Origin of the sequence: Erwinia sp. CGal63 (genome assembly GCF_037026505.1) — a bacterium.
Classification (GTDB): domain Bacteria; phylum Pseudomonadota; class Gammaproteobacteria; order Enterobacterales; family Enterobacteriaceae; genus Erwinia.
In genome coordinates, this window is sequence record NZ_JAKUMN010000007.1 from 77806 (window position 1) to 103825 (window position 26020).

Genomic DNA, 26020 nt, shown 5'->3' on the forward strand with positions numbered 1-26020 from the left:
ATGGAATTCACGATCGACGAAAAAAGCTTTCGTATCGCTAAGCTGGATGTCTTCCAGCAGTTAAAAGTCTCACGAAAACTGCTGCCGCTGCTGGCTGGTCTGCTGTCGGAGATCCAGACGGTAAAAAGCGCGGCGGCGGCCGGCGACTATTTCCAGGTGCTGGAAAAAGCGCTGCCGGCTATTGCGCATTCGCTGGCGGAGATGAGCGAGGAAGACACCAATGCGATTCTGCATCCCTGTCTGGCCGTGGTTTCGCGCCAGCAGGCGAAAAGCTGGGTGCCCATCTTCTCTCAGGGCGTACTGATGTTCGACGACCTGGATCTGATCACCATGCTCAGGCTGGTATTGCGGGTAGTGGAGGATTCGCTGGGCGGTTTTTTGCCCGAACTCCCCGTCAGCAAGCATGCCGCCCCGACAGCGGACTGATTCTGGAAACGCTTCCTGATGGGGAAGACTTTCTGATGCGCCCGGTGGATGCCGGGCTTATCAGCTACACCGCGCTCAAGGATGGCTCAGTGGATCTGGCGGACATTGCCCGCCTGAACGACTGGCTCGATTTGAAAGCGGACAATCAACACCGCATTGCGCAATGGAAACAGGCCAATGAATGCTGAAAATACAAAAAGTTTTCTGATGGTGCTGGAAAATCAGCTGGCGGCGGAGGCCGCCGGCTGGGAGAAAGTCAGACAGCAGGTGGAAAAGCCTGACTGGCAGAGCAACGAACAGACCGCAAAAGCGCTCGATCTGCAAAAAATCAGGCAGACGGTAGAGCAGGCAGGCAAAACGCTGGTGGAGTATATCAACCGTTTTGCTGGCCGGCTTGAGCAGCTGGGCACGCGAGCGCAGAACGCCGGTATGGATGCTGACAATCTGAAAGCGCTGGAGTATGGCGCGGCTCAGACCGGCCTGAGTAACGAGGCCATCGCCAGCGCCCTCCAGACCATCATGAATCATCCGCAAACGCTCAATAAGCTGGGTATAGCCACACAGGATGAAAGCGGCCAGAAAAGAGCGGCCGGTACGATAATGAGCGACGCCAGCGCTGCTCTGGGCGCAATGCCGCAGGCTGAAGCGCTGGAAACGGCCAGGCAGCTGGGGCTGGCTCCCGACGTTTTAGCCGCCATGCAAAAAGGGCTGGGGAAATTTATCGGCGACTATAACCAGCTTTCGACTTCGCTGGGCGCCAATATGACCGCCGCCGTTTCGGGCGCCGATCGTTTTATGACCGCCAGGCGCAAGTTCGATGAAGTAGTCGAACTGCTGCAGATCAACGGCAGCAGCCGACTGAACAACGGGCTTGGCGATATTTTTGACCGCTTTACCCAAGACCTTTTAGCCAATGCTCCCGATGTCCAGCGCGTGCTCGACGGCGCGGTCACGTTACTGCTTCGGCTGGCTGACATCGGCGAAAAAGTCGTATTGCGCCTGATCCAGGCGGCGGCCGATGTCAGCGGCTGGTGGGAATCGCTGGATGGTTTTACGCAGGAGCTGATCGTCGCGCTTGGCGCGGTAACGACGGCCTGGCTGCTTTTCAACAGCGGTTTCCTCGCTTCGCCGGCCGGTATTATCCTGATGCTCGGCGCGGCGATTTTTGCCCTGTACGACAGCTATAAAACCTGGCAGGAAGGCGGCGATACCTTTATTGACTGGGATGCCTGGATGCCGGGCATCGAGGCGGCCAAAACGGCGATCGGCTGGCTGATTGATAAATTCGAAAAGCTTTGCGCAGGCACGCTGGATTGGCAGGACGGACTGCAAACCATAGCGGACTTCCTTTCCGGCAACTGGTCGCCTGCGATGAAAGAAGCGGTCGATCAGGTACGAAACTATTTCAACAACCTCTTTACGGACATCACCGACAAGCTGGCGAACAGTCCGCTCTGGCGAGGGTTAACCCGAATCGGCAGCGCGCTGAAAGAGAGCGGCCAGGAATTTATGGAAACCGTGCAGGGAGTATTAACGGCGCAAAGCAGCAGCGCTGCGCTGGGCAACTGGCAGGCTCTGTCGCTGAAAAACGTTCCTGCTATCAACGCCAGAATGGACGCGATGGCGGCGCCCGAGAACCACCGCCAGCCCTGGCAGAGCGAAATCAGCGCGCCCGGCAGCGTAAGGCCGGTCGACGTGAAGCAGGAAACCAAAATCTATATCGAAGGGGCCAGCGATCCGCATCTGACGGCGACCAAAGTGGCCGACAGCCAGTTCGACGTTAATGCCATCTTCGTGCAAAAACTAAGCAGGATACCGAAATGAATGAGTTTCTCTCCACGCTTTTTATGCAGAAAACGCGCAAGGTCGGTTTGCTCGTCCCTGAGGTGGTGATTAGCGAAACGCATAGCGACACCTTAACTATCGTCACTCATCCTGTGGAGTTCGGCTTCAATATAGCCGATCACGCTTATATGGGCGCTGCGTCGCTGACGATGAAAATCGGTTTTTCCGGCGGCGGCTCGCTGGTGAATTTTATGGATACCACGATGCTGGGCGTCCGCTGGGGTTATAGCCCGACAGAGATCTACCAGGCGCTGCGGGACATGCAGCGAAAAGCGGAATTACTGGATGTGGTAACCGGTAAGCGGCTCTATAACAATATGGTTATCACCTCGCTGGACGTTACCACGGATCAAAGCAGTGAAAACGTGCTTTTCGCTACGCTGAAGCTGACCGAAGTGATGGTTACGCAAACCCAGCTTGTCGCTATCGCCCCGAAAGAAAATATGGCGCAGGGCGCGACAACCAGCATGGTAGAAAACAACGGCAGAAAGGCGGTCAAACCTGGCCCCGAAAACATTACCTTGCAGGGAGGAAGCGGCTGATGGCTATTATGGAAATTCCTCTGTCGCCGGATAATCAACGGTTTGATATCTCCATTAATAACACCAACTATAAAATGCGCATTCTGTGGCGGGAAATAAACTGGATACTGGATATTCAGGATGAAAACGGCACGGATATTATCACCGGCATACCGCTGGTCACGGGTGTTAATTTGTTGGCGCAATACGCCTGGCTCCGCTTTGATTTTGGCCTGTGGGTGGTGTCGGACTCTGTTTTAAATGAAGCGCCGGGCCAGTTCGATCTCGGTTACGCCGCGCATCTCTGTATTGTGACGGAGGCGACATGAGCCTCAACTGGATGCGTTACTTTGAACTCATTCTGGAAGTAAATCAGGATAACTTTCTCAGACTTAGCGACTTCAAAGTTTCTTTTACTATTACCACCTCGGTGAACAGTAATGGCAGCACGGCCAATATCACCCTTTACAATCTCAGCCCGAGCACGCGTAATGCCATTATGAATGGCGTCTATAAAAGATTAAAAGTGATAGCCGGCTATGCCGGGCCAACAGCCGATATTATAAAGGAGAGCGAAGTCGGTAAGTCTTATCCCGTAGAAAAAAGCGGCCAGATCTGGGGCCGTAACTATGGCGAAATCTTCAGCGGCGACCTGCGCTATGCTTATATTGGTGAATCCGGGAAGGGGGCTGATAATACGCTGGTCATTCAGGCGATCGACGGGCATCAGGCGGAGCAGGAAGCCATAGTGACGGCGACCGTGGCCGCGGGGTATGACGCCAGAAAAATTTATGAGTTGACGCTAAGAAGTTTCCATCCCTATGGCATCACCGGCGGCGTAACGGGTGAAATGCCCACAACGCGCTATCCGCGCGGCCGCGTGCTTTATCAGAAAGCCAGCCAGGTTATCGGGAACGTTGCCGAACAGTGCCGGGCCAGCTGGCAATTTGTCGATGGTAAACTGCAGCTGGTGCCGGAAGAAAACTATCTGGAACAGATTATTACCCTTAACAGCCAGAGCGGACTTATCAGTACCCCGACACTGACGACGACCGGCATTGAAATAAATTGTCTGATTAATCCTGATATCCGACTGCATGGTCTTATTCATATCAATCAGGCTGCCCTGAAACGCATGACTGACGAAATAAAATTAACGGAGGACAGAAATAAAGGCGAAGAAAATAACAAGCCTGCAGGTAGCGACGAAAAAAAAGCGAGCAGCGAAGCAGCGCAAAAGAAAGAAGAGGAAGAGAGGAAGAAAAAAATTGCTACCGACGGCGTTTATATTGTTAAAGGTATTACTTACTCAGGCGATACCAGAGGCACAGAGTGGAATATGAAAATAACCGGCGTCGTACGGGATCAACAGAAATCAATTAAAGCCTCTGCGGAAAAATAATCTTTTAAACGCGATCCCCGACGGATCGTTGGGAGTTTTTATGGCCATTTCTATAAAACCAGCGACTGCCGGAGCCGCTCAGGCCTATCAGGCGCTGGCAGACTCAATATCTTCAACGCTGCGGGTCGCTCTACCCGGCATTATTCAGTCTTTCGATCCTGAAGCCGTTACCTGCGTGGTGCAGCCCGCGATCAAAGGAAGCGTGCTGGATACGCACGGCCAGCCTGTTTCGCTGGCGCTGCCGCTGCTGGTGGATGTTCCTGTGGTTTTTCCACGAGGCGGCGGCTGCACCATCACGTTTCCGGTCAGAGCAGGCGATGAATGCCTGGTTATCTTCAGCGATCGCTGTATCGACTTTTGGTGGCAGAGCGGCGGCGTGCAGGAGCCAGTAGATCCGCGCCAGCACGATCTGTCGGACGGCTTTGCGCTGGTCGGCCCGCAGTCGCAAAAAGAGAAAATCGGCGCTATCAGCACTGACGCTTTGCAGATTCGCACCGATGAAGGCCAGGCCTTTATTGAGCTAAAGCAAAGCGGCGAGGTCAATATCACCACCTCACAGCTTACGGTAAATGGCAATCTGCAAGTTAACGGCGAAATCACTTCATCGGGCGATCAGATAGCCAGCGGCATCAGCCAGGTTGGTCACGTTCATGGCGGCGTCCAGAGCGGCGGCAGTTATACAAAGGGAGCACAATGAGATATCGACGAGAAGACAGCAGCGGCGATTATACCTTTGGCAAAGGCGATGACGCCTTTCTGGTTAATTCGCCCGAATGCGTGGCGCAGGCGATCAAAACCCGTCTGCAATTATGGTACGGACAGTGGTTTCTGGATACGACGCAGGGCACGCCCTGGCTGCAGTCGCTGACCGGCAAGCAGAACTCGCAGGCGATGGAGCTGGTGTTACGCCAGCACATTCTGGCGACGGAAGGCGTTACCTCCATCCTTGCCTTTAAATCCACTTTTTCCCCATCCTCTCGCCGGGCGGTCATCACGGTAACCGTCGAGACCCGGTACGGCACGACGACAGTAACAAGCGAGGCATAATGGCTCTTAGCACAGACAGACTGGGGTTATCGGCGACGATAACGGCCCAGGGGATTAGCGCGCCTGATTATCAGACCATCCTCAGCACGCTGACCAACTATTTCCGACAAATCTACGGCTCGGATGCTTATCTGGAACCGGACAGCAAAGACGGGCAGATGGTAGCGATTGTGGCGCTGGCCATCCATGACGCCAACAATATGGCGATAGCCTGCTACAACTCGTTTTCGCCTTCGACCGCCAGTGGCGATGCGCTGACGCGCAATGTCAAAATCAACGGTATCGTGCGCAAAGCGGCGACCAACTCCACCGTTGACCTGGTATTAACGGGTACGCCAGGCACCACTGTTGTTAATGGCTCGGTCAGAGACAGCAATAACGTGATCTGGAATCTTCCGGCGACGGTGATTATCGATACCAGCGGCAAAGTGACGGTGACGGCAACCTGCGCGGCGGCAGGCGCGGTTGCCGCGGTGGCCGGTTCAGTGAACCAGATCAACACGCCGACGCGCGGCTGGATGACGGTCACCAACTTAAGCGCGGCCGCCACAGGAAGCGCGGCGGAAACCGATGCGGAATTACGCACTCGTCAGGCGCAAAGCGTTGCTTTAACGGCGCTGACCACCTTTGACGCGCTGGATGGCGCACTGTCAAATATCGCAGGCGTTACTGAACACAAGCTATACCAGAATGATACCAACGTGACCGATGCCAATGGCCTGCCGGCGCATACCGTTTCCGCCGTGGTAAAAGGCGGCGACGCGACAGCCATCGCGGAAGTCATCCGTAAAAAGAAATCGTTGGGCGTGGGCACTTACGGTAACACCACGCTTGTTATAGCCGACAGTTATGGCACACCGCAGGCGATTAGCTTTTCACGCCCAACGGCGGTGCCGGTTTATCTGAAGCTGGAGCTGAAAGCGCTTCCCGGCTATACCAGCCCAATTGCGGAGAAGATCAAAAAAACCATCGCCGCGTGGATTAACAATCTCGGCATCGGCAATAGCGTACTGATCAGCCGTCTCTATTCGCCAGCCAACCTGACGGCAGGCGTGGACAGCACCGACAGTCAGTTCTATGACATTCTTGATTTACAGCTGGGCAGCAGCGAGTCTGCATTATCATCAGCGAATATCGCCATCGGCTATAAAGAATTTGCGAGCTGTGATGTAAATAATATTACTGTCACGGTGACATCATGAGCAAATATACCGATTTAATTACCAACTCTCATCGGGATAAACCGCTCTATGTCGCGCATATCGATCTGTCGACGCGGCCACAGGAAGAAATTGCCAACGCCTTATCTGAAATCATCACTGCGCTCGATCTCGATAACGCCACGGGCGCACAGCTGGATATATTAGGCGAATGGATAGGGCGCAGCAGAAGCATTAATGCGCCGATTGAAGATTACTTCTTCACTTTTGATAAAGCTTCGCTGGGCTTTGATCTGGGAACCTGGAAAGGCAGGTATGAACCCGATACCGGCGTTATAAGGGTAGACGATGAAGACTATCGCACCATGCTGCGCGCCAAAATCGGCGCCAATAAGTGGGATGGCACCGCGGACACGCTGCCTGAAATACTTCATGAGATATATAGCAATCAGGATATCAATATCACTTTTACCGACAACCAGGATATGACGGTAACGGTTTATGTGACGGCAAAAAAACTCTCTAACGTGACCAAAGAAATTATTAAGCAGGGCTATCTTGCGGTGAAGCCTGCCGGCGTAACGGTCAATTATGAAATTAACGGAGAATAAAATGGCAAAAAATGATTTTAAACCTTTTGCGACGGGCGAGGAGGCTAATGTTCTGTCGCAGGAAGAATTTGAAAAGCTGGATGCAGTAGAGAAGGGTTTTGAAAGCGGCATCGCCAGAAGCGAACAGCTGAATAAGGTCTGGCGTCAGGCGTCGACGATTGCCTCCGTGGTGGCCAGCTTTATGGCGGATAAGTCAGGCAACGACGTGCTGGATAATGGCGACACGGCAGCTTTGCAGGCGACGCTGCTGAAAGCGCTGCTCAATAACTCAACCTCGCAGCTAGACAATCGCTATTTGCAAAGTGGCAAAAACCTGGCTGATCTCGGCAGCGCCGCACAGGCGCGCACCAACCTTGGCCTGGGAAGCCTGGCGCAAAAAAACGGGCTTAGCGCGGCCGATGTCGGGGCTTTTCCTGCTGCAGGTGGTACTGTAGGTGCGCAGGGGGTTAAAGCACCAGGCATTTTTGTAAATAACCATACGATGCCAGGAAATAGCCAGGGCATGTATATGTTATGGAATGAGAGCAACGGCACGGGAGAAGGATCTTTAGTTTGTAACCGAGGAACAGGTAGCGGTGGTTTTGTACTTCGCACCGTTAATTCGGATAATACTGTTGAAACGGGAAGAGTTACCATTAATGGCAACGGAGATTTAAACTCATCTCGTTACCTGATGGAAATGGGACAGCGAGCGTATAGCCCTAACAATCCGCCTTCTCAATTTAATGCTGGTGGTTGGTTTAAGGATGTGGCGACAGGGTTTATTATTCAGTGGGGGAATACTTCAAATGGGTCAAGTAATATAGAAAATCATAATTATAACATTGCGTTCCCTCATGCAGCTCTTGTGATTACAGGTAGTTTAGGTGCGCATCAGGATTTAGGTCGTGTTGTATATATGGAAACTTTAAATAATTCAGTTTTCTCATCAAGAACAACTACTAACGGACTTGGTTTTTATTGGATGGCAATAGGGTATTAATTATGGCTAATTATTTTTATAGTAAAAAAACAAATGGATTTTACCCAATTTCTTTAAAAGAAACTTATGAAGCTTCGCCAGGCGGGTGGCCTGATGATGCCGTTGCAGTTAGCGATGAAATCTATCATGAACTTTATGCAGGACAGGCTAAAGGAAAAGTTATTGCTGCTGACAATACAGGTAATCCGGTGTTAATGGAGCCGCCAGAACCGGAGGCCAGAGAGCTTATTGCTACAGCGGAACAACTACGTAATACTTTGATGGCTGAAGCGTCCATTATTATGGCGCCGCTTCTGGATGCTGTCGATCTTGATGAGGCCACGGAAGAAGAAAAAAATAAACTTGTTACATGGAAAAAATACCGGGTATTGCTGAACAGGGTTGATATCAGTAAAGCTCCGGATATTACCTGGCCGGAAAAACCTTAATGTTATAAAAAATATTATAAAGCGGTACCTGGCCGCTTTATAAAAAATTATCTGCTATCCCCTATATCAATCAACAGAAAAAATCTAACAAAAGAAATTATGGAGTAATGAATATAAAGGATGCCTCAAGGCCCTTTCCCCTGATTAACTACAGAATAAATCAGCGGAGCTAAACCACGGCGAATTCGATTCTTTATTTTTACTTTTAATGGGCGATCTTTCATAATAGCATTCCAGATTGATTTCTTTTTGCTGTCTATGTTTGTGTCGCCTTTTTTTGTGTTAATAGTAGAGACAGAAGCATTGGGGCTCAATTCAACAGGCGCGGGAACGATTGCATATACTTTTAATAATGAGTAATCCTCAAACAGACTCCACTTGTCTGCCGTCATCCAAACAGGATAAAGAGCATCCAAAAGGCTTATCGCTGCGGGTAAATTAATAATGTAACTATGCGTTGTCGTTGCGCTTTGAATTCTGTGTATGCTTAGATGATCATCTAAGAGCTTGACGGGTTTTTTAAAATATTTATTCACTCTGCTTAAGAGAAGAACCTCGGCTTGTGTTTTGTTCAAAGATATTTTCTCAAGCATACTGGGTAAAAAGTCGGGAAGCGTAACATCATCCTCAAGAATTAATGCCGCCTTTATTTTCTCGTTAATCATCTTTTTATAGATAAACTGATGGCTTAGCGCACAGCCAATTTCCCCGGGAAGAAAGGCATAGTTTAACGGGGTAGTCGCTTTTTTTATCTCTTCATTAGTAAGGGCTTTCCCATCGACGGCTTTAATAAACTCAACTTCCAGGCCCAGTTGTCCGCAGCGTTCCTGTAATGCTTTTTTTCGTTCCATGGAACGCTCAAGATTAACAATAAATACTCTCATGATAAACCTTTGTAAAAATGGGAATAACCCCAGAAAATGTTAATGGTAAACATTTCAAGGGCTCTGGTCAATAAAATGTTAGTGTCCGTTACGCGCAGGTTTCAGATAAATATAATGCAAGCAGTTTCTGATTTAGGTAACTTTAACCATACAAAACTGCAATTTTTTCTGAACTGATTTTTGTGCATTTTAATCAGAAAGCTATGTATACTTTTATAAGTATACATAGCATATCTTCCTTATCTTATTGCCAGTTGATGGTTATAGATCAGGATAATCATGTTCTGAAAGGGTAGCTGTTCATCGGATTTACCAAACTGCTTTTCAATAGCCTGAATACGAAAGTTGGCTTCAGCATTCCCTTCACTATTTACCGCTGGAATAGCTATAAACTGGCGCTCGGGTGTAGAGCGGATAAAATCTTCAGTCAGCCAGGAACGCATTGTTTGAGAACGAGATGAGCTGAAATCAATCGAATAGTCGTCTTTGAAAAGAACAGAGGTAATATGAACTCTCCCTTCAGTTAACCAGTTTACGCTATTGGAAAACGCCCAGAAATCAGCGTAGCCGTACGTAAGATTATTCTTTTCAAGAAAATTTATATAATCGTAAGTTTGCTGTTTTTGATCGTAAAGCGGTCTGGTATGGACATGGTAAGAATAGAGCGAGGATGCAATATACAGGGTCAAAACGATACCAGGGATGATATTTTTTGAAAAAGATAAAAGTAATGTGACCAAAACAACTACAAAGCAGATAGCATTGACAAAAAACCTTGCACTGATTTCAGCAGGAGAATCGTAACTAACAATAAAAGAGGAAATGATAGCAGAGATAGTCAGGAAGCTAAATAGTGAAATAAACACTATGCGTTTTTCCTGCTGACGAAGGCAAATATATAGTGCCCAAATAGTCAGGCCTACCCAAATAATTAGAGAGGCGATCCACGCTATCGGATTATCAACAAAAAATAAGTTCAGGCTTCTGCCAAGTATATGACATGTCCATTCAGCATTAGCCAACCATTGTTCCAGAGGAACGAGTTTAAAACGTTGAATAGGTAAACCAAGCATCCTGGGAATGACATGCGTCATAGATAGTACAAAAGCTACAAAAACGTATGTTGTGGATTTTAATGATATTACTTTCTTCCATGTAAAATATCCGTGAGTCAGCAACAGAGGTAGAAAATACGTAGCTGAAAACCAGGGGTCAGAAACAGCAGAAAAAACTGCAATAATACTATAAACACCAGCCAGTATCGTAGAATTTTTCTTGATGTTATAAACAGCTAAAGCTAAACAAACTACACCAAAAAAGTTTGTTGAATAGTGTGAAAAAGGGTGTGCGACGAAACCGTATGTATAAAGATAAGCGGGAAGAAAAATAAGCGAAAATAATATAAAAACAGCATGCCAGCTTTTGGTTGTAAAACAGACTATTGCAGCCAGAATAATTGCAGTAAAAGCTACAAAAAATGACGTTGATGCTGTTAAAGACGCAATGCCATCACTGCCGCTTAACATGAAAAAGATAAAGTTAATGGGATAAACTGTAAAGTACCAGTTATCAGGTGTAGGAGCCCAGTCTTTGAATACGGCTGCCCCTTCATTCATTAATGCTCGCCAGACTAAAGGACTGTTCGCCGCATCGGGTTCAACAGGAAAATAACGGTGAGTTATAAGCCATGAAAAATATACTGTTATAAACACCGTTATTATATAAATAAGTTTTTTTACATTGATTTTATTCATATTTTCCTTATGCTATTTTAAACGAGCTTTTAATAAATTCTAAATATATTTTAGTTTAAAGGGAGTTCACTGGAATTTGAATTGTCAACCATACACTCAGATCATCTTGTTTGGCATGGTTAGTTTGATTAGTTCTTTCGCTTTTTTACCATAATAATGATTCATTAGTAGCTAATTTCTTATGGTTGTCTAAAGTCCCGTTATGGTGATTGATCCATCTTACTCAATTCAGCTTTGCAAGGCTTCTTTAATTAGAGTTATGCGCTATATGATGCCGCTTTTGACTCCGATAAACCTGAGTATTTAACGCCAGCAATAACTTTCGTTATAAGTTAAACCTGCCGTATACGACAGGTTTATTATTACTTCAAACCTGATAAACACTCATTTTTTTATTTTCTTCTCTTCAATACTGTTAACGCTGGCTAACAAAATCAAGGTGCTGAATAGCGTAATATATTCAACTGAGGTTAGCAGAACATCCGTCATCCCGTAAAGTAATCCAGAAAGTGCTATAATTGAGACAGGATTGTTAAATACGCCTTCCAGGCCATTATTCAGTATCAGCATAGAAAAAAAGAACAGAAGAATAATAAACCCGAAGATGCCAAAGAGCGATGTAAATTGCAAAAACTCGTTATGTAGATGGACATCAATATATTCTAATGCGAATGAGCCTGGCTGATTGATGTTTATCCAGTTACGGATTATCGTATTTCTGGTTGTCTGAGTTTCACCTAATGGGTTTTCCTGAATGGCAATCAAACCAGATTTCCATAGCGTAAAGCGTGAACCCAAAGATGTATGGTCGTCACCCTGACTGAAACGAGTGATTTCCTGCTGAGTAGTGTCAAATCTGGAATATATTATATTTTTACTGAAGATAGCTATAACGGTAACAGCCAGTAAGATTGCGATTATCGATGCCGGTTTGAAAGCTTTACCCTGCCATAATGCGTTAACCAAAATAGCCAGCGAGAGTAGCGTATGAATAAACATCGCCGATCGTGTTTCAGTTAAAAGAATAACGTATATTGAGAGCAGGCAAGTACAAATAATTGCCGTGAATCTGATGCGTATATTTTTTATTTGATTCAACATCGTCATCATGACCAGCGCCAGCGCACTGTATGCGTAGGCGGTCATTGTTGCACGATTTATACCGAGAACTATTCTGTCAACGCCATTGATATGCTGCCAGATGCCGTACACGCTGGACAAGATAAAAGCTGCTCCTAGTGAAACCCAGGTGAGCTTGTATAAAAGCTTTTTACTGACAAACTCTTTTCTTACCCCCCATAGGGTAAATAAAGCAATTAGCGTTCCCAGAAACCAACGTTTAGCAGGTGTAAAAAGCAGGCCATTATCCACATCCGGTACTTTATGATAAGAAGCTATTGATGACCATACTGTGTACATCAAAGCGAGAAGCAGTCCGGGAATAATTATCTTAGCGGTAAAGAGTGTGGAACGAATGTCTCTGAAATTGATCACAATGCCAAGTGCACATAAATAGCTACAGAGATAAAATGAAATTCTACTGGCTTTCTCATGAACATATCCGAATGGCACTATTAACAGAAGTAAAACCAGAGAGAGGGAAAAAACGATCCGGGTTATCTGTTCTTTTCTTGCACAATTTTGAAGCGAGTCTAGATAGTACATTTATAATATCCCTGGCATAAAGAAGCTTTCACTGTCAGACATAAACGTTAGTTGCACGAAATCTCAATAGCAATTGATATGTTGCCGCCATATCGTTACACAGGTCATCATTACGCCCGCCTGTGAAATGATAATTTATGTGTGCTGCTTGTAGAAATGGCCTACGTTTATAACTTATCCTTTTAAAAAAATCAAAAGCGTCAAGTTAAAAATCTGGACGAAGTTCGGATTATCTTCTTGAAAATCATCATAAATAAAGCCATGCCTTTTCAGAGTTAGGATACGCGCAAACATTTATACCAGCTTTTTCACCAGCGCCTCGCTGTGACGAATATGGCTGGAAGCGCGCTCCGGATCGTGCTGCACCAGCGCCATAAACAGCAAATCGGTCAGCGCCAGCTGTGCCGATGTCGAGGATATCGCGGCGCTGCTGGTGGTTTGCTCTTCGGCTACCGTATAAAGACAGTGAGTGGCGCACTGCTGCAGCGTATTGGGCGTAAAGCCGGTAAACGCCAGCACGCTGGCGCCGGCACGACGTGCTTCCTGAGCGGCCAGGTTGATCTCACGCCTTTCGCCGGTATAGGAGATAGCCAGCAATACATCGCCCGGTTCCAGCGCCTGCACGCTTGCCAGCAGCGCATGCATATCCTGTTCAGCCACGGCGTGAATGCCTATCTTCATCAGTTTCCATGAAAAATCCTTCGCTACCAGCCCGGATGCGCCGATACCTACCAGAACGATACGTTTTGCCTCTTTCAGCAGCCGCAGCGTTTCCAGCAGCTTCTCTTCGCTATTAATATCCAGCGTGGCGCGGATCGCGGACTGCTTCTCCGCCAGCAGCTTCTCGCCCACGACTTTTAACGGATCGTCGCTTAAGATCAGGTTGTGTACGGTAATGGCGTCTTTTTTCGCCAGGGATTCGCTTAGCGCCAGCTTCAGCGCCGGAAAACCTTTGTAGCCCAGCTTTTGCGCGAATTTCACCACGCTGGACTGGCTGACGCCCGCTTCTTCCGCCAGTTTCTGCGAGCTGAGATGGCGCGCCTTGTCCGGCTGCGACAGCAAAAAGTCCGCCAGGCGCCGTTCGTTCAGCGCCAGCGAAGGATAAAGTTGTCGAATGCGTAGCAGTGAGCTCATTGGCTTCTCCTTAAAACGGCCTGTACACGGTTCAGCACGCCGGACAATCCTACGCAAGGCGGGCCATAAGCGAAAAAAAGGCGCCTGAGAGAGAGGTATGAATATAATATTCAACCATTCAGCCGTTTATTGAATTAAAAATTCATTTGAGAGGATAGCATGAATCTTGGCGCACTGATTTCTGAAACGCGCAACCCCGAGACAATGGAGCTGGACAGCCTCTCCACGCTGGAGATGGTGAAGAAATTTAACGAACAGGACGCCACTGTTGCAAAAGCGGTTCGCCAGACGCTGCCGGCAGTGGCGCAGGCGGTTGACGCCGCCGCGCAGTCGCTGCAGGCCGGCGGTCGGCTGATTTATATGGGCGCGGGCACCAGTGGACGTCTCGGCGTGCTGGATGCTTCCGAATGTCCGCCAACCTTTGGCGTACCGCACGGTCTGGTTATCGGCCTGATTGCCGGCGGGCCGGGCGCGTTGCTGAAAGCGGTGGAGGGCGCCGAAGACAACGAAGAGCTGGGCGTCAGCGATCTGCAGGCGCTTGAGCTGACGGCGCAGGATATGGTGATTGGCCTGGCCGCTTCCGGGCGCACGCCTTATGTTATTGGCGCTTTGCGTTTCGCTCGCGAGCTGGGCTGCCGCACGGCGGCGATTTCCTGCAATCCCGATTCGCCCATCGCGCGCGAAGCGGCTATCGCTATTTCCCCTGTGGTCGGGCCGGAAGCGCTGACCGGCTCGACGCGGCTGAAGTCGGGAACGGCGCAAAAGCTGGTGCTGAATATGATCTCAACCGGCGCGATGGTAAAAATCGGCAAGGTTTATCAGAACCTGATGGTGGATATGCAGGCTACCAACGTCAAGCTGGTCGATCGCGCCTGCCGCATGGTTTGCCAGGCAACAGGCTGCGAACGGGAAGAGGCGGAGCAAGCGCTGCGGCAAACGGCCTGGGAGGTAAAAACCGCTATCCTGATGGTGCTCAGCGGCGTCAACGCCACTGAAGCCAAAGCCTTGTTGGCCCGACACGGCGGCTTTCTGCGGGCAGCTCTACAGGAAAGCATTGGCTGAGCCATACGGCCCAGTTTTGACATCGTTGTCTCAGCGTCCACTATTATTAAAGGCAAAAGTGTCATTACCGCGCAAGACGCGCCAGGTTGGGGAGTTCCCCGAGGAGAGAGGTTTGGTAACTGGTCAGGAACGACGCGTGGTGTTTTTCGATCTCGACGGCACGCTGCATCAGCAGGATATGTTCGGCACCTTTATGCGCTATCTGTTATGGCGACAGCCGCTCAATTTGCTGCTGGTGGCGCCGCTGCTGCCCGTGGTCGGCGCTGGCCTGCTGATTAAAGGACGCGCCGCGCGCTGGCCGATGAGCCTGCTGCTGTGGGCCATCACCTTCGGCCACAGCGAAAAGAAGCTGCTGGCGCGAGAACAGGCTTTCGCGCAGTGGTTCCGCCTGCGGGTCACCGCTTTTCCCGTGGTGCAGCAGCGCCTTACCGACTATCTGAACAGCTCAGACGCCGATGTCTGGCTGATTACCGGTTCGCCGCAGTCGCTGGTCGAGAAAGTCTATTTCGACTCCGCCTTTTTACCAAAGGTGAAGCTGATCGCCAGCCAGATGACGCGCGGCTATGGCGGCCGTCTACTGGCGATGCGCTGCCTGGGACATGAAAAGGTGGCGCGGCTGGAAGAGCAAATCGGCACGCCTCTGCAGCTTTACAGCGGCTATAGCGACAGCAAGCAGGATAACCCGCTGCTTTTCTTCTGCCAGCATCGCTGGCGCGTCACGCCGCAGGGCGAACTGCAACAGCTGGAGTAAACGGGTATACTGCCCGGCGATTTTTGGCTGGAGACTCAGGTGAGCGATACCCTAATTGATGAAAAGTGGATGCGCCATGCTCTGACGCTGGCGCGCCGCGCCTGGGAAGAAGGCGAAGTGCCGGTCGGCGCGGTGCTGGTGCAGGGCGATACCGTTATCGGTGAAGGCTGGAACCGGCCTATCGGCCACCACGATCCGACTGCCCATGCGGAGATTATGGCGCTGCGGCAGGGCGGCAAGGTGCTGGAGAACTATCGGCTGCTGGATACCACGCTCTACGTAACGCTGGAGCCGTGCGTGATGTGCGCCGGCGCGATGGTGCACGGCAGAGTAGGGCGGCTGGTGTTTGGCGCCAAAGATGAGAAAACCGGCGCCGCAGGGTCGCTGCTGGATGTGTTGGGCCACGTTGGGATGAATCACCAGGTGAAGGTGGAGCAGGGCGTACTGGCCGCCGACTGTGCCGCCATGCTTAGCGATTTCTTCCGGCATCGCCGCGCGGAGAAAAAAGCGCTACGCGACCGGCTGCGAGCGGAAGCGCAGCAGAAGCAATAGCCCGCTTTAAGGCGCCGCCATCGGCGCCTTTTTCTTTCAGTTCAGCGCCACCTGCGGCTCCACGGTCGGATAGCCCTGGCCCAACTGCGCTTCCATCGCCGCCTGCTGCGCCAGCTTTCTCTCCTGATCCTGCAGATAGCCCGACAGGCTCTGCTGATAGATGCGAATATTTTCCACGTAGTTGTAGGCTTCCTGTCCGCGCGCGTAGCCGTAAGTGGTCTGGCTGTAGTAGCGCTTCTGGCTCAGCATCGGCAGACGCTGCTTGACGTCGGCCCAGCTGTCCGGATTGCCTTTTTGCTTCTCTGTCAGCCTGCGCGCGTCCAGCATATGCGCATAACCCATGTTGTAGGCGGCCAGCGCGAACCAGATGCGCTCGTCTTCCGGAATGGTCGCCGGCACCTTCTCCATCATCTTCACCAGATACTCGCTGCCGCCGCGAATGCTCTGCTCCGGATCGGTTCTGTCGCTGACGTTGACGCTGTCCGCCGTGTTGCGGGTCAGCATCATCATGCCGCGCACGCCGGTAGGCGAGGTCGCCTGCGGATTCCAGTGCGACTCCTGCCAGGAGATGGCGGCCAGCAGCCGCCAGTCGATGTCGCTGGCGTATTTCTCAAACAGCGGGCGAATAGCCGGCAGCATACTGTCGATAGCGCGCAGGAAAGTGCGGGTATCGACATAGTCGAAGGTGCCGACGTGGCCCAGATACTTCTCGTCCAGCCGCGCCATCGCGCCTTCTTCCGCCATCTGGTTAAAATAGTCCAGCATGGCCGCATAGAGGCTGTCGTCATCGTCGCGCTGCATATACCAGGTGACCGGCTCTTCGTCTGTGATGTCGAAGGCGACGGCCAGCTGCGGATGGATGCGCTGCAGCAGCGCGATAGAGACGGAATCGCCAACCGTATAGTCCAGCTTGCCGTCCGCTACCGCCTCCAGCAGCGCGTTAGGGCTCTGATCGGTCGAGATGGCCCAGTCCAGGTCGGGATACTGGTTTTGCCGAATATCCCGCAGCGTGGAGGCGAAAGCGGAATCGGAAGCCACCGTCAGACGGCCTTTCAGCGCGCCCAGATTTGGCGGACGCGGTTTGCCCATCCGGTAGACCAGCTGCTGGGAAACGGAATAGTAGGTTGGGCCGGTGCGGAAACGCGCCAGGCGATCGCTGTTGTAGATCAGCCCGGCAGCCAGCACGTCCGCTTTGCCTTCTTCCAGATCGTCAAACAGCTCGCTGAGATTCTGACGCACCGTAATCTGTAGCTTCACGCCCAGATAATCGGCGAAGCGCTTCGCCAACTCGTAATCCATACCGGCCGGTGCTTTATTCACTGTGTAGTAAGTCAGGGGCGAATTGAGCGTGCTGACGCGCAAAACTCCCCGTGCTTTTATCTGTTCCGTCTGGTTCAGCCCGCTGCTGTGCCACGGGATCGACGGCCACAGCGCAAGCGCGAGCAGTACCGTCACCAGCCCGATGAACAGATAATTAATTTTCAGGCGTTTCAAATGGTTATCTCTCGATTTCTCTCAGGATTCTGTCTGTAACGGCAGTATTTGTGGTCTGTAAGAGGCCCTGAGCGTGGGGCATTTTGCGCAACTCCTGACGCCCGCGCAACTGAAATCATGCAAAATTGTGCGCTTTTCAGCCAATTCCCCAGCGCGATAAATTCTGCGCAAACGGTTTCGTAACCGGCGGGGATTCTCTATAATGGCGCCCGTTTTCCCTGTTGCGCCCAAAGAAGCGTCGCCTGGCGCTCTGACGAGAGATCTTTATGATGGAAATTCTGCGTGGTTCGCCCGCTCTGTCGGCATTTCGTATTAACAAACTGCTGGCCCGCTTTCAGGACGCTCACCTGCCAGTGAGCGACATTTACGCCGAGTATGTCCATTTCGCCGATCTCAGCGCCCCGCTTAACGAGGCTGAAAAAGCGCGTCTGCAGCGCCTGCTGAAATATGGCCCGTCTCTCGCCGAACACACTCCCGAAGGACGTCTGCTGCTGGTGACGCCTCGTCCGGGAACCCTTTCTCCCTGGTCTTCCAAAGCAACGGATATCGCGCACAACTGCGATCTGCCGCAGGTAAAGCGCCTGGAGCGCGGACTGGCTTTCTATGTCAAAGCGCCGCAGTTAACCGAGGCGCAGTGGCCGCAGCTGGCCGCGTTGCTGCACGACCGCATGATGGAAATCGTCCTCAGCGATCTGTCGCAGGCAGCCCAGCTTTTCGCGCACCATGAACCCACCGCGCTGACCAGCGTGGACGTATTGGGCGAAGGCCGCGTAGCGCTGGAGCAGGCCAACCGCAAGCTGGGGCTGGCGCTGGCGGAAGATGAAATCGACTATCTGCAGCAGGCTTTCGAGAAACTCGGGCGCAACCCTAACGACATTGAGCTCTATATGTTCGCCCAGGCGAACTCGGAGCACTGCCGTCACAAAATATTCAACGCCGACTGGATTATCGACGGGGAAAAACAGCCGAAATCGCTGTTTAAAATGATCAAGAACACCTTTGAAAAAACGCCGGAACACGTGCTCTCTGCTTATAAAGACAACGCGGCGGTAATGGAAGGCTCGCAGGTCGGTCGTTTCTACGCCGATGGCGACCGCTACGATTTCCATCAGGAAGAGGCGCATATCCTGATGAAGGTGGAAACCCATAACCACCCAACGGCCATTTCTCCGTGGCCTGGCGCGGCGACCGGTTCCGGCGGCGAAATCCGTGACGAAGGTGCTACAGGCCGCGGCGCGAAACCTAAAGCGGGTCTGGTGGGCTTCTCCGTTTCCAACCTGCGTATTCCCGGCTTTGAGCAGCCGTGGGAAGAGGATTTCGGCAAGCCCGACCGCATCGTTACCGCGCTGGATATTATGACCGAAGGCCCTCTGGGCGGCGCGGCGTTTAACAACGAGTTCGGCCGTCCGGCGCTGACCGGCTACTTCCGCACCTATGAAGAAGAGGTCAACAGCCACAACGGCGCCGAGCTGCGCGGCTACCACAAGCCGATTATGCTGGCTGGCGGCATCGGCAATATTCGCGCCGATCACGTGCAGAAAGGCGAAATCAGCGTGGGCGCTAAGCTGATCGTGCTCGGCGGCCCGGCAATGAATATCGGCCTGGGCGGCGGCGCCGCCTCTTCAATGGCTTCCGGCCAGTCCGACGCCGATCTGGATTTCGCTTCGGTACAGCGCGACAACCCGGAAATGGAGCGCCGCTGTCAGGAAGTGATCGACCGCTGCTGGCAGCTGGGCGAAGAGAACCCGATCCTGTTTATCCACGACGTGGGCGCGGGCGGCCTCTCTAACGCCATGCCGGAACTGGTCAGTGACGGCGAGCGTGGCGGCCGCTTTAACCTGCGCGATATCCTGAGCGACGAGCCGGGCATGAGCCCGCTGGAAATCTGGTGCAACGAATCCCAGGAACGCTACGTGCTGGCCGTCGCGCCGGAAAAACTGGCGCAGTTTGACGCGCTTTGCCAGCGTGAACGCGCGCCTTACGCCGTTATCGGCGAAGCTACGGAAGAGATGCACCTGACGCTCAGCGACAGCCACTTCGACAACAAGCCGATCGATATGCCGCTGGACGTGCTGCTGGGCAAGACGCCGAAAATGACCCGCGACGTCGCCACGCTGAAAGCCAAAGGCGAGCCGCTGGCGCGCGAAGCTATCACCGTTGCCGATGCCGTTAATCGCGTGCTGCATCTGCCGACCGTGGCGGAAAAAACCTTCCTGATTACCATCGGCGACCGTAGCGTCACCGGCATGGTGGCGCGCGATCAGATGGTCGGCCCGTGGCAGATCCCGGTCGCTGACTGCGCGGTAACTACCGCCAGCCTGGACAGCTACTACGGCGAAGCGATGGCGCTGGGCGAACGTGCGCCGGTCGCGCTGCTGGACTTCGCCGCTTCCGGCCGCCTGGCCGTGGGCGAAGCGATCACCAATATTGCCGCCACGCAGATTGGCTCGCTGAAGCGCATCAAGCTTTCCGCCAACTGGATGGCGGCAGCCGGCCATCCGGGCGAAGACGCCGGTCTGTACGAAGCGGTGAAAGCGGTGGGCGAAGAGCTTTGTCCGGCGCTGGGCATCACTATTCCGGTCGGCAAAGACTCCATGTCGATGAAAACCCGCTGGCAGCAGGGCGCCGAACAGCGCGAGATGACTTCGCCGCTATCGCTGGTGATCACCGCTTTCGCCCGCGTGGAAGATGTTCGTCGCACCGTCACGCCGCAGCTTCAGCCTGAGCGTAATAACGCGCTGCTGCTGATCGACCTGGGTGAGGGCGCTAACGCGCTGGGCGCGACGGCGCTGTCGCAGGTTTATCGTCAGCTTGGCGACAAGCCAGCCGACGTGCGCGACGCCAACAAGCTGGCGGGCTTCTTTAACGCCATGCAGGCGCTGGTGGCCGACGGCAAGCTGCTGGCCTACCATGACCGTTCCGATGGCGGCCTGTTGGTGACGCTGGCGGAAATGGCCTTTACCGGCCACTGCGGCGTCGAGGCGGATGTTGCCGCGCTGGGCGGCGACTCGCTGGCCGCGCTGTTCAATGAAGAGCTGGGCGCGGTGATCCAGATCGCCGCAGAGGATCGCGAGCAGGTAGAGCAGATCTTTGCCGCGCACGGCCTGGCTGACTGCGTGCATTTCCTCGGCCGCGCGCTGCCGGGCGATCGCTTCGTTATTACCTCCGGCGATTCTGCGGTCTACAGCGAAAGCCGCACCACGCTGCGCACCTGGTGGGCGGAAACGACCTGGCAGATGCAGCGACTGCGCGATAATCCGCAGTGCGCCGATCAGGAGCATGAAGCGAAGAAAAACGATCTCGATCCGGGTCTGAACGTGAAGCTCTCGTTCCGTCCGGAAGAGGATATCGCCGCGCCTTATATCGCCACGGGCGCGCGGCCGAAAGTAGCCGTGCTGCGCGAGCAGGGCGTCAACTCTCATGTCGAGATGGCGGCCGCGTTCCATCGTGCCGGTTTCGACGCCATCGACGTGCATATGAGCGACCTGCTGGCCGGTCGCCGTGGTCTGGAAGATTTCCAGACGCTGGTGGCCTGCGGCGGTTTCTCCTACGGTGATGTGCTGGGCGCAGGCGAAGGCTGGGCGAAATCGATTCTGTTCAACAGCCGCGTGCGCGACGAGTTCGAAACCTTCTTCCATCGTCCGCAGACGCTGGCGCTGGGCGTCTGCAACGGTTGCCAGATGATGTCTAACCTGCGCGAACTGATCCCTGGCAGCGAAGAGTGGCCGCGCTTTGTGCGCAACCAGTCCGAGCGCTTTGAGGCTCGCTTCAGCCTGGTGGAAGTGGCGGCCAGCCCGTCGCTGCTGCTGGCCGGCATGGCGGGATCGCAAATGCCGATTGCCGTATCGCATGGCGAAGGTTTTGTGGAAGTGCGTGATGACGCGCATCTGGCTCAGCTTGAGAGCAAAGGCCTGGTGGCGCTGCGCTTCGTCGATAACTTCGGCAAAGTGACGCAAACCTATCCCGCTAACCCTAACGGTTCGCCAAACGGCATCACCGCGGTCACTAACGAAAGCGGCCGCGTTACCATTATGATGCCGCATCCGGAGCGCGTGTTCCGTACCGTCAGCAACTCCTGGCATCCGGCGGAGTGGGGCGAAGATAGCCCGTGGATGCGGATCTTCCGCAACGCGCGCAAGCAGTTAGGCTGATTCAGTCCTGACCCAACAAGGCAGCTTCGGCTGCCTTTTTTTATGACGGTTAAGCGGCTGTTGCAAATTAACGACAGCGTAAAAACTGGCTGTCTCTCAATGGCGACATCTAACTGATTGATAAAGATAGAATCATAAGGATAATCCTAATCCTGTTACCGATTGACGACAGTTTGTAGCGGGGAGCGGTATGGGTTGCCGTGTTTTTTCTGCAAAAAGCGTTTAAAACCAACCCATTGTAAATATATTTTAAAACTGGCACGGAAATTGCTATACTAACCGCAGTGGCTCATTCACCTGGTTATGACAGCCCTGCGCAAGCGGTCAAGCGCTTCATAACGTTCCGAATGACGCACAATACGGTGCCTGCCGTCCAGCGAGACCGATACAGCTCCGGCTCTATCACACTCAGGGCGCAACGTTGAGTTAGGCACCACCTATTCCGGCATGTCGACCTTATCGGCATCGCATCATGGCAGGCTCCTGGAGCCTGCCATTTTTCGTTTTAAGACAAAGCTTTTCTCTCGCGGCGCAGTCGGCTAGCATCGGGCTGACTAAAAACATGAGAGCTTCCCGTGAAAAAATGGCGTCTGTTTCCCCGATCGCTGCGTCAGCTGGTGCTGATGGCGTTTCTTCTGGTGCTGCTGCCGCTGCTGGTGCTGGCCTGGCAGGCGTGGGAAAGCCTGTCGGCCCTGAGCATCCAGGCGGCGGATATCAACCGTAACACGCTGACCGACGTGCGCCGCAGCGAAGCGATGGCGCGCACCGCGCTGGAGCTGGAACGCAGCTATCGCCAGTACTGCGTACTCGACGATCCTATGCTCGCCAACCTTTATCAAACCCAGCGCACCAAATATACCCGTATGCTGGAAGAGCAGGCGGCGGCGGTGCCCGACGACCGCCTGACGCAGTCGCTGCAGCAGCTGCTCGCCGGGCTGACGAAAATCGACTGCGACAACAGCAGTCCGGTAAAAACGGCCTCCGATAATCTGGAAAAATTTTCCGCCGCCAACGGCCAGCTGGCGCAGTCGACGCGCGAAGCGGTCTTTTCACGAGGGCTACAGCTGCAGCGGGAAATCGCCGAGCGCGGCCAGTATTTCGGCTGGCAGGCGCTGATCCTGTTTCTGCTCAGTCTTGGACTGGTGCTGCTCTTTACCCGCATGATTATCGGGCCGGTCAAGGCGGTCGAGCGCATGATCAATCGGCTTGGCGAGGGCCGTTCGGCGGGACATAACCTGGCGCTGAAAGGGCCGCGCGAGCTGCGTTCGCTCGGCCAGCGGATCCTGTGGCTCAGCGAGCGTCTGGCCTGGCTGGAGTCGCAGCGGCACGAATTCCTTCGTCATATCTCCCACGAGCTGAAAACGCCGCTGGCCAGTATGCGCGAAGGCACGGCGCTACTGGCGGACGAGGTCGCCGGCCCGCTTACCGCCGATCAGCGCGAGGTAGTCACTATCCTGGATGAGAGCAGCCGGCATCTGCAGCGGTTGATTGAACAACTGCTGGACTACAACCGTAAGCTGTCGGAGGCGCAGGTGGTGCTGAAGCCGGTGGAGCTGGAGCCGCTGATTGAACGCATCGTCAGCAGCCACAACCTCACCGCGCGCAAACGTCAGATTCGAACCGATATCGCGCTGACCGCAAAAACGTGTCGGGCCGACGAAGCCCTGCTGACAAGGGCGATCGATAATCTCTATTCGAATGCGATACACTACGGCGACGAATCCGGTACTATCTGGATCCGCAGCTGGCCGCAGGGTCGCAAGGTCATCATCGAGGTCGCCAACAGCGGCACGCCGATACCGGATGCGGAGCGAGCGATGATCTTCGAACCTTTCTTTCAGGGAAGCCAGCAGCGGAAAGGCGCGGTTAAGGGCAGCGGTCTGGGCCTGAGCATCGCCAAAGACTGCGTGCATCGCTTGCTGGGCGATCTGCAGCTGGTTGCCAGCAAAGAGGCTGACGTCTGCTTTCGCATCGAACTTAACTCCATTGGCGAGAACAAATAATGCGTTCACTCTTCTCTTTTCCCGATGCGGAACTCTTTACGCGGTCGGGCAAATACACGCTGGTCGTGCTGCTGGCCGGTGTGCTGGTAGCCTGTGTGGACAAAGCGCCCGGCGCTAAAATCGTCGGGCACAAAGCGCCTGTTGAACCTGAAGCGAAGGTCGTCGACTATCAGCTGGCGGAGTGCGCGCGGATCTGGGATGTGGAAGAGAACAAAACCAGTAACTCGCTCTACTGGCTGCGGGCGATGGACTGTGCGGCCAGGCTCTCTCCGGCCGACGCGCGCGCCGTGGCACGCCAGCAAAGCGGCGACAGCTGGCAGGGCGTGTTTAAAGGCGCGATCCTGATGGCCAACGGCAACGTGACGCCCGTAGAAAGACGTCAGTATATGCTGCAGCTGGATGCCTTCAGCCGCAGCTATCCCGCCGCTATACGCACGCTGCTGCAGCTCTGGCGCGATAATCAGATGGCGCAACTGCAGCTTTCCGAAGAACGGACTCGCTATCATCATCTGCAACAGAGCAGCGACGCTCAGCTGGACGCGCTACGCCAGCAGCACTCGGCGCTGAGCGATGAGCTGAAAGTCACCCGACGCAAGCTGGATACGCTGACGGATATCGAGCGCCAGCTCTCTTCCCGTCGTTCGCCGGATGGCGCTGACGGTCACGGTGAGAAAAACGACGCGGAAAAAGGAACGCAACGATGATCAAGAAATCGGCCAACCTGCTGCTGGTGGATGACGATCCCGGCCTGTTAAAGCTGCTGGGCATGCGTCTGGGCAGCGAAGGCTTTAGCGTATTTACCGCAGAGAGCGGCGCGGAAGCGCTGCGCACGCTGCAGAACGAGCGGATCGATCTGGTGATCAGCGATCTGCGCATGGATGAGATGAACGGCCTGGCGCTGTTCGCCGAGGTGCAGAAAAGCCATCCCGGTATGCCGGTAATCATTCTCACCGCTCACGGCTCTATTCCCGAAGCCGTTTCCGCCACGCAGCAGGGCGTCTTCAGCTTTCTTACCAAGCCGGTGGATCGCGACGCGCTCTACAGCGCCATCGATCAGGCTTTAGCCCAGCGAGCGCCGGCCAGCGACGATGCCTGGCGCGAGAGCATCGTAACCCGCAGTCCGGTGATGCTGCGGCTGCTGGAGCAGGCCAGAATGGTGGCGCAGTCGGACGTCAGCGTGCTGATTAACGGCCAGAGCGGCACCGGCAAAGAGATCCTGGCGCAGGCTATTCACGCCGCCAGTCCCAGAGCGGGCAAAGCCTTTATCGCCATCAACTGCGGCGCGCTGCCGGAACAGCTGCTGGAGTCGGAGCTGTTCGGGCACGCCAAAGGCGCTTTTACCGGCGCGGTAAGCCAGCGTGAAGGCCTGTTTCAGGCGGCGGAAGGCGGTACGCTGTTTCTGGATGAGATTGGCGATATGCCGCAGGCGCTGCAGGTTAAGCTGCTGCGCGTGCTGCAGGAGCGCAAGGTACGGCCACTGGGCAGCAACCGCGATCTGGATATCAACGTGCGCATTATCTCCGCTACCCATCGCGACCTGCCGAAAGCGATGGAGAAAAAAGAGTTTCGCGAGGATCTCTATTATCGCCTGAACGTGGTTACGCTGCGCCTGCCGGCGCTGCACGAGCGCGCGGAAGATATTCCGCTGCTGGCGAACCATCTGCTGAAGCAGGCCGCCGAGCGACATAAACCCTTTGTACGCAGCTTCTCCACCGACGCGATGAAGCGCCTGATAGCCGCGAGCTGGCCGGGCAACGTGCGCCAGCTGGTGAACGTGATCGAGCAGTGCGTGGCGCTAAGCTCGGCGCCGGTGATCGGCGAGGCGCTGGTCGAGCAGGCGCTGGCGGGCGAAAACACGGCGCTGCCAACCTTTGCCGAAGCGCGCAACCAGTTCGAGCTCAACTATCTGCGCAAGCTGCTGCAGATGACGAAAGGCAACGTGACGCACGCGGCGCGTCTGGCGGGGCGCAATCGTACGGAATTTTATAAGCTGTTGTCGCGCCACGAGCTGGATGCGTCTGATTTTAAAGAGTAGTTTTTTTGTGCCGCATCGCCGCGCAGATATGATAGGTTATCAGCCCGGAAAAAGAGGCAGGCCGCGCGGCAGATCCTCTCCGCTGTACATATACTGAATACGCTTACCCTCCG

At 53.6% G+C, this 26020-nt stretch carries 24 protein-coding genes; 19 read left to right on the top strand and 5 right to left on the bottom strand.

Translation table 11 applies throughout. The features are described from left to right. The 12 genes from MKZ79_RS18390 to MKZ79_RS18445 are packed head-to-tail and all read left to right on the top strand — an operon-like array spanning nucleotide 1 to nucleotide 8422. Nucleotides 1-426, top strand: a complete 426-nt coding sequence (locus MKZ79_RS18390; RefSeq protein ID WP_336144086.1) for a phage tail assembly chaperone — start codon at nucleotides 1-3, stop codon at nucleotides 424-426. Nucleotides 427-461: 35 nt separating this feature from the next. Beyond that, nucleotides 462-614 carry a DUF6889 family protein gene (locus MKZ79_RS18395; RefSeq protein ID WP_336144087.1) on the top strand — a complete coding sequence of 51 codons (153 nt, stop codon included), beginning with the start codon at nucleotides 462-464 and terminating at the stop codon, nucleotides 612-614. Next, nucleotides 604-2250, top strand: coding sequence for a hypothetical protein (locus tag MKZ79_RS18400; RefSeq protein ID WP_336144088.1), 1647 nt, complete (start codon nucleotides 604-606; stop codon nucleotides 2248-2250). The genes MKZ79_RS18395 and MKZ79_RS18400 overlap by 11 nt, the downstream gene beginning before the upstream one ends. Then, nucleotides 2247-2813 (top strand): phage baseplate protein, encoded by a 567-nt coding sequence (locus MKZ79_RS18405; RefSeq protein WP_336144089.1) that lies wholly within the window; start codon nucleotides 2247-2249, stop codon nucleotides 2811-2813. Before MKZ79_RS18400 ends, MKZ79_RS18405 begins: the two co-directional genes overlap by 4 nt. After that, nucleotides 2813-3121, top strand: coding sequence for a phage baseplate plug family protein (locus tag MKZ79_RS18410; protein ID WP_336144090.1), 309 nt, complete (start codon nucleotides 2813-2815; stop codon nucleotides 3119-3121). Before MKZ79_RS18405 ends, MKZ79_RS18410 begins: the two co-directional genes overlap by 1 nt. Continuing rightward, on the top strand, nucleotides 3118-4194 hold the full coding sequence (locus MKZ79_RS18415; protein WP_336144091.1) for a baseplate hub protein: 1077 nt from the start codon (nucleotides 3118-3120) through the stop codon (nucleotides 4192-4194). Before MKZ79_RS18410 ends, MKZ79_RS18415 begins: the two co-directional genes overlap by 4 nt. A 40-nt stretch (nucleotides 4195-4234) precedes the next feature. Continuing rightward, nucleotides 4235-4891, top strand: a complete 657-nt coding sequence (locus tag MKZ79_RS18420) for a Gp138 family membrane-puncturing spike protein (protein WP_336144092.1) — start codon at nucleotides 4235-4237, stop codon at nucleotides 4889-4891. After that, on the top strand, nucleotides 4888-5241 hold the full coding sequence (locus MKZ79_RS18425) for a hypothetical protein (protein ID WP_336144093.1): 354 nt from the start codon (nucleotides 4888-4890) through the stop codon (nucleotides 5239-5241). Before MKZ79_RS18420 ends, MKZ79_RS18425 begins: the two co-directional genes overlap by 4 nt. Beyond that, a complete protein-coding gene (locus tag MKZ79_RS18430; protein ID WP_336144094.1) occupies nucleotides 5241-6443 on the top strand; it encodes a baseplate J/gp47 family protein in 1203 nt (400 codons plus the stop codon). The genes MKZ79_RS18425 and MKZ79_RS18430 overlap by 1 nt, the downstream gene beginning before the upstream one ends. Then, nucleotides 6440-7012, top strand: a complete 573-nt coding sequence (locus MKZ79_RS18435) for a DUF2612 domain-containing protein (RefSeq protein WP_336144095.1) — start codon at nucleotides 6440-6442, stop codon at nucleotides 7010-7012. The genes MKZ79_RS18430 and MKZ79_RS18435 overlap by 4 nt, the downstream gene beginning before the upstream one ends. Before the next feature lies 1 nt (nucleotide 7013). Continuing rightward, complete coding sequence (locus MKZ79_RS18440) at nucleotides 7014-7994, top strand: gp53-like domain-containing protein (RefSeq protein ID WP_336144096.1); 981 nt, start codon at nucleotides 7014-7016, stop codon at nucleotides 7992-7994. A 2-nt stretch (nucleotides 7995-7996) separates the two neighbouring features. Then, a complete protein-coding gene (locus MKZ79_RS18445; RefSeq protein WP_336144097.1) occupies nucleotides 7997-8422 on the top strand; it encodes a tail fiber assembly protein in 426 nt (141 codons plus the stop codon). A 125-nt stretch (nucleotides 8423-8547) separates the two neighbouring features. Here MKZ79_RS18445 and MKZ79_RS18450 read toward each other — a convergent pair whose 3' ends face one another. From MKZ79_RS18450 to MKZ79_RS18465, 4 genes are all read right to left on the bottom strand, one after another. Beyond that, nucleotides 8548-9306 (bottom strand): glycosyltransferase family 25 protein, encoded by a 759-nt coding sequence (locus MKZ79_RS18450; RefSeq protein WP_336144098.1) that lies wholly within the window; start codon nucleotides 9304-9306, stop codon nucleotides 8548-8550. Nucleotides 9307-9545: 239 nt separating this feature from the next. Continuing rightward, on the bottom strand, nucleotides 9546-11060 hold the full coding sequence (locus MKZ79_RS18455) for a hypothetical protein (protein WP_336144099.1): 1515 nt from the start codon (nucleotides 11058-11060) through the stop codon (nucleotides 9546-9548). A 384-nt stretch (nucleotides 11061-11444) separates the two neighbouring features. Next, on the bottom strand, nucleotides 11445-12725 hold the full coding sequence (locus MKZ79_RS18460) for an O-antigen ligase family protein (RefSeq protein ID WP_336144100.1): 1281 nt from the start codon (nucleotides 12723-12725) through the stop codon (nucleotides 11445-11447). 294 nt (nucleotides 12726-13019) lie between these two features. Then, nucleotides 13020-13859, bottom strand: coding sequence for a MurR/RpiR family transcriptional regulator (locus MKZ79_RS18465; RefSeq protein ID WP_336144101.1), 840 nt, complete (start codon nucleotides 13857-13859; stop codon nucleotides 13020-13022). A gap of 159 nt (nucleotides 13860-14018) precedes the next feature. On the opposite strand from MKZ79_RS18465, the gene murQ reads away from it, so the two are divergent. The 3 genes from murQ (at nucleotide 14019) to tadA (ending at nucleotide 16224) form a co-directional block, all read left to right on the top strand. Next, nucleotides 14019-14921, top strand: coding sequence for an N-acetylmuramic acid 6-phosphate etherase (murQ, locus tag MKZ79_RS18470; RefSeq protein WP_336144102.1), 903 nt, complete (start codon nucleotides 14019-14021; stop codon nucleotides 14919-14921). Between the two features lie 112 nt (nucleotides 14922-15033). Next, the gene (yfhb, locus tag MKZ79_RS18475) at nucleotides 15034-15672 is read left to right on the top strand and encodes a phosphatidylglycerophosphatase C (protein WP_336144103.1); all 639 of its coding nucleotides are present in this window, start codon (nucleotides 15034-15036) and stop codon (nucleotides 15670-15672) included. Nucleotides 15673-15711: 39 nt separating this feature from the next. Further along, nucleotides 15712-16224, top strand: coding sequence for a tRNA adenosine(34) deaminase TadA (gene tadA / locus MKZ79_RS18480; RefSeq protein WP_336144104.1), 513 nt, complete (start codon nucleotides 15712-15714; stop codon nucleotides 16222-16224). 36 nt (nucleotides 16225-16260) lie between these two features. Here tadA and mltF read toward each other — a convergent pair whose 3' ends face one another. After that, nucleotides 16261-17718 (bottom strand): membrane-bound lytic murein transglycosylase MltF, encoded by a 1458-nt coding sequence (gene mltF, locus MKZ79_RS18485; protein ID WP_336144105.1) that lies wholly within the window; start codon nucleotides 17716-17718, stop codon nucleotides 16261-16263. A 266-nt stretch (nucleotides 17719-17984) separates the two neighbouring features. On the opposite strand from mltF, the gene purL reads away from it, so the two are divergent. The 4 genes from purL (at nucleotide 17985) to glrR (ending at nucleotide 25907) form a co-directional block, all read left to right on the top strand. After that, a complete protein-coding gene (gene purL, locus MKZ79_RS18490; protein WP_336144106.1) occupies nucleotides 17985-21869 on the top strand; it encodes a phosphoribosylformylglycinamidine synthase in 3885 nt (1294 codons plus the stop codon). Nucleotides 21870-22444: 575 nt separating this feature from the next. Beyond that, nucleotides 22445-23872, top strand: coding sequence for a sensor histidine kinase (locus MKZ79_RS18495; protein ID WP_336144107.1), 1428 nt, complete (start codon nucleotides 22445-22447; stop codon nucleotides 23870-23872). Next, nucleotides 23872-24576, top strand: a complete 705-nt coding sequence (gene qseG / locus MKZ79_RS18500) for a two-component system QseEF-associated lipoprotein QseG (RefSeq protein ID WP_336144108.1) — start codon at nucleotides 23872-23874, stop codon at nucleotides 24574-24576. The genes MKZ79_RS18495 and qseG overlap by 1 nt, the downstream gene beginning before the upstream one ends. Continuing rightward, a complete protein-coding gene (gene glrR, locus MKZ79_RS18505) occupies nucleotides 24573-25907 on the top strand; it encodes a two-component system response regulator GlrR (RefSeq protein ID WP_336144109.1) in 1335 nt (444 codons plus the stop codon). The genes qseG and glrR overlap by 4 nt, the downstream gene beginning before the upstream one ends. Nucleotides 25908-26020 lie beyond the last annotated feature (113 nt).

What these genes read in the sequence shown, in the direction of transcription:
- MKZ79_RS18405 (WP_336144089.1), top strand. Translation starts at nt 2,247, where the DNA reads ATGAATGAGTTTCTCTCCACGCTTTTTATGCAGAAAACGCGCAAGGTC.
- glrR (WP_336144109.1), top strand. Translation starts at nt 24,573, where the DNA reads ATGATCAAGAAATCGGCCAACCTGCTGCTGGTGGATGACGATCCCGGC.
- MKZ79_RS18420 (WP_336144092.1), top strand. Translation starts at nt 4,235, where the DNA reads ATGGCCATTTCTATAAAACCAGCGACTGCCGGAGCCGCTCAGGCCTAT.
- purL (WP_336144106.1), top strand. Translation starts at nt 17,985, where the DNA reads ATGATGGAAATTCTGCGTGGTTCGCCCGCTCTGTCGGCATTTCGTATT.
- MKZ79_RS18415 (WP_336144091.1), top strand. Translation starts at nt 3,118, where the DNA reads ATGAGCCTCAACTGGATGCGTTACTTTGAACTCATTCTGGAAGTAAAT.
- MKZ79_RS18440 (WP_336144096.1), top strand. Translation starts at nt 7,014, where the DNA reads ATGGCAAAAAATGATTTTAAACCTTTTGCGACGGGCGAGGAGGCTAAT.
- MKZ79_RS18460 (WP_336144100.1), bottom strand. Translation starts at nt 12,725, where the DNA reads ATGTACTATCTAGACTCGCTTCAAAATTGTGCAAGAAAAGAACAGATA.
- MKZ79_RS18450 (WP_336144098.1), bottom strand. Translation starts at nt 9,306, where the DNA reads ATGAGAGTATTTATTGTTAATCTTGAGCGTTCCATGGAACGAAAAAAA.
- MKZ79_RS18390 (WP_336144086.1), top strand. Translation starts at nt 1, where the DNA reads ATGGAATTCACGATCGACGAAAAAAGCTTTCGTATCGCTAAGCTGGAT.
- MKZ79_RS18425 (WP_336144093.1), top strand. Translation starts at nt 4,888, where the DNA reads ATGAGATATCGACGAGAAGACAGCAGCGGCGATTATACCTTTGGCAAA.
- MKZ79_RS18465 (WP_336144101.1), bottom strand. Translation starts at nt 13,859, where the DNA reads ATGAGCTCACTGCTACGCATTCGACAACTTTATCCTTCGCTGGCGCTG.
- murQ (WP_336144102.1), top strand. Translation starts at nt 14,019, where the DNA reads ATGAATCTTGGCGCACTGATTTCTGAAACGCGCAACCCCGAGACAATG.
- MKZ79_RS18445 (WP_336144097.1), top strand. Translation starts at nt 7,997, where the DNA reads ATGGCTAATTATTTTTATAGTAAAAAAACAAATGGATTTTACCCAATT.
- MKZ79_RS18455 (WP_336144099.1), bottom strand. Translation starts at nt 11,060, where the DNA reads ATGAATAAAATCAATGTAAAAAAACTTATTTATATAATAACGGTGTTT.
- MKZ79_RS18430 (WP_336144094.1), top strand. Translation starts at nt 5,241, where the DNA reads ATGGCTCTTAGCACAGACAGACTGGGGTTATCGGCGACGATAACGGCC.
- MKZ79_RS18395 (WP_336144087.1), top strand. Translation starts at nt 462, where the DNA reads ATGCGCCCGGTGGATGCCGGGCTTATCAGCTACACCGCGCTCAAGGAT.
- qseG (WP_336144108.1), top strand. Translation starts at nt 23,872, where the DNA reads ATGCGTTCACTCTTCTCTTTTCCCGATGCGGAACTCTTTACGCGGTCG.
- MKZ79_RS18400 (WP_336144088.1), top strand. Translation starts at nt 604, where the DNA reads ATGAATGCTGAAAATACAAAAAGTTTTCTGATGGTGCTGGAAAATCAG.
- MKZ79_RS18410 (WP_336144090.1), top strand. Translation starts at nt 2,813, where the DNA reads ATGGCTATTATGGAAATTCCTCTGTCGCCGGATAATCAACGGTTTGAT.
- MKZ79_RS18435 (WP_336144095.1), top strand. Translation starts at nt 6,440, where the DNA reads ATGAGCAAATATACCGATTTAATTACCAACTCTCATCGGGATAAACCG.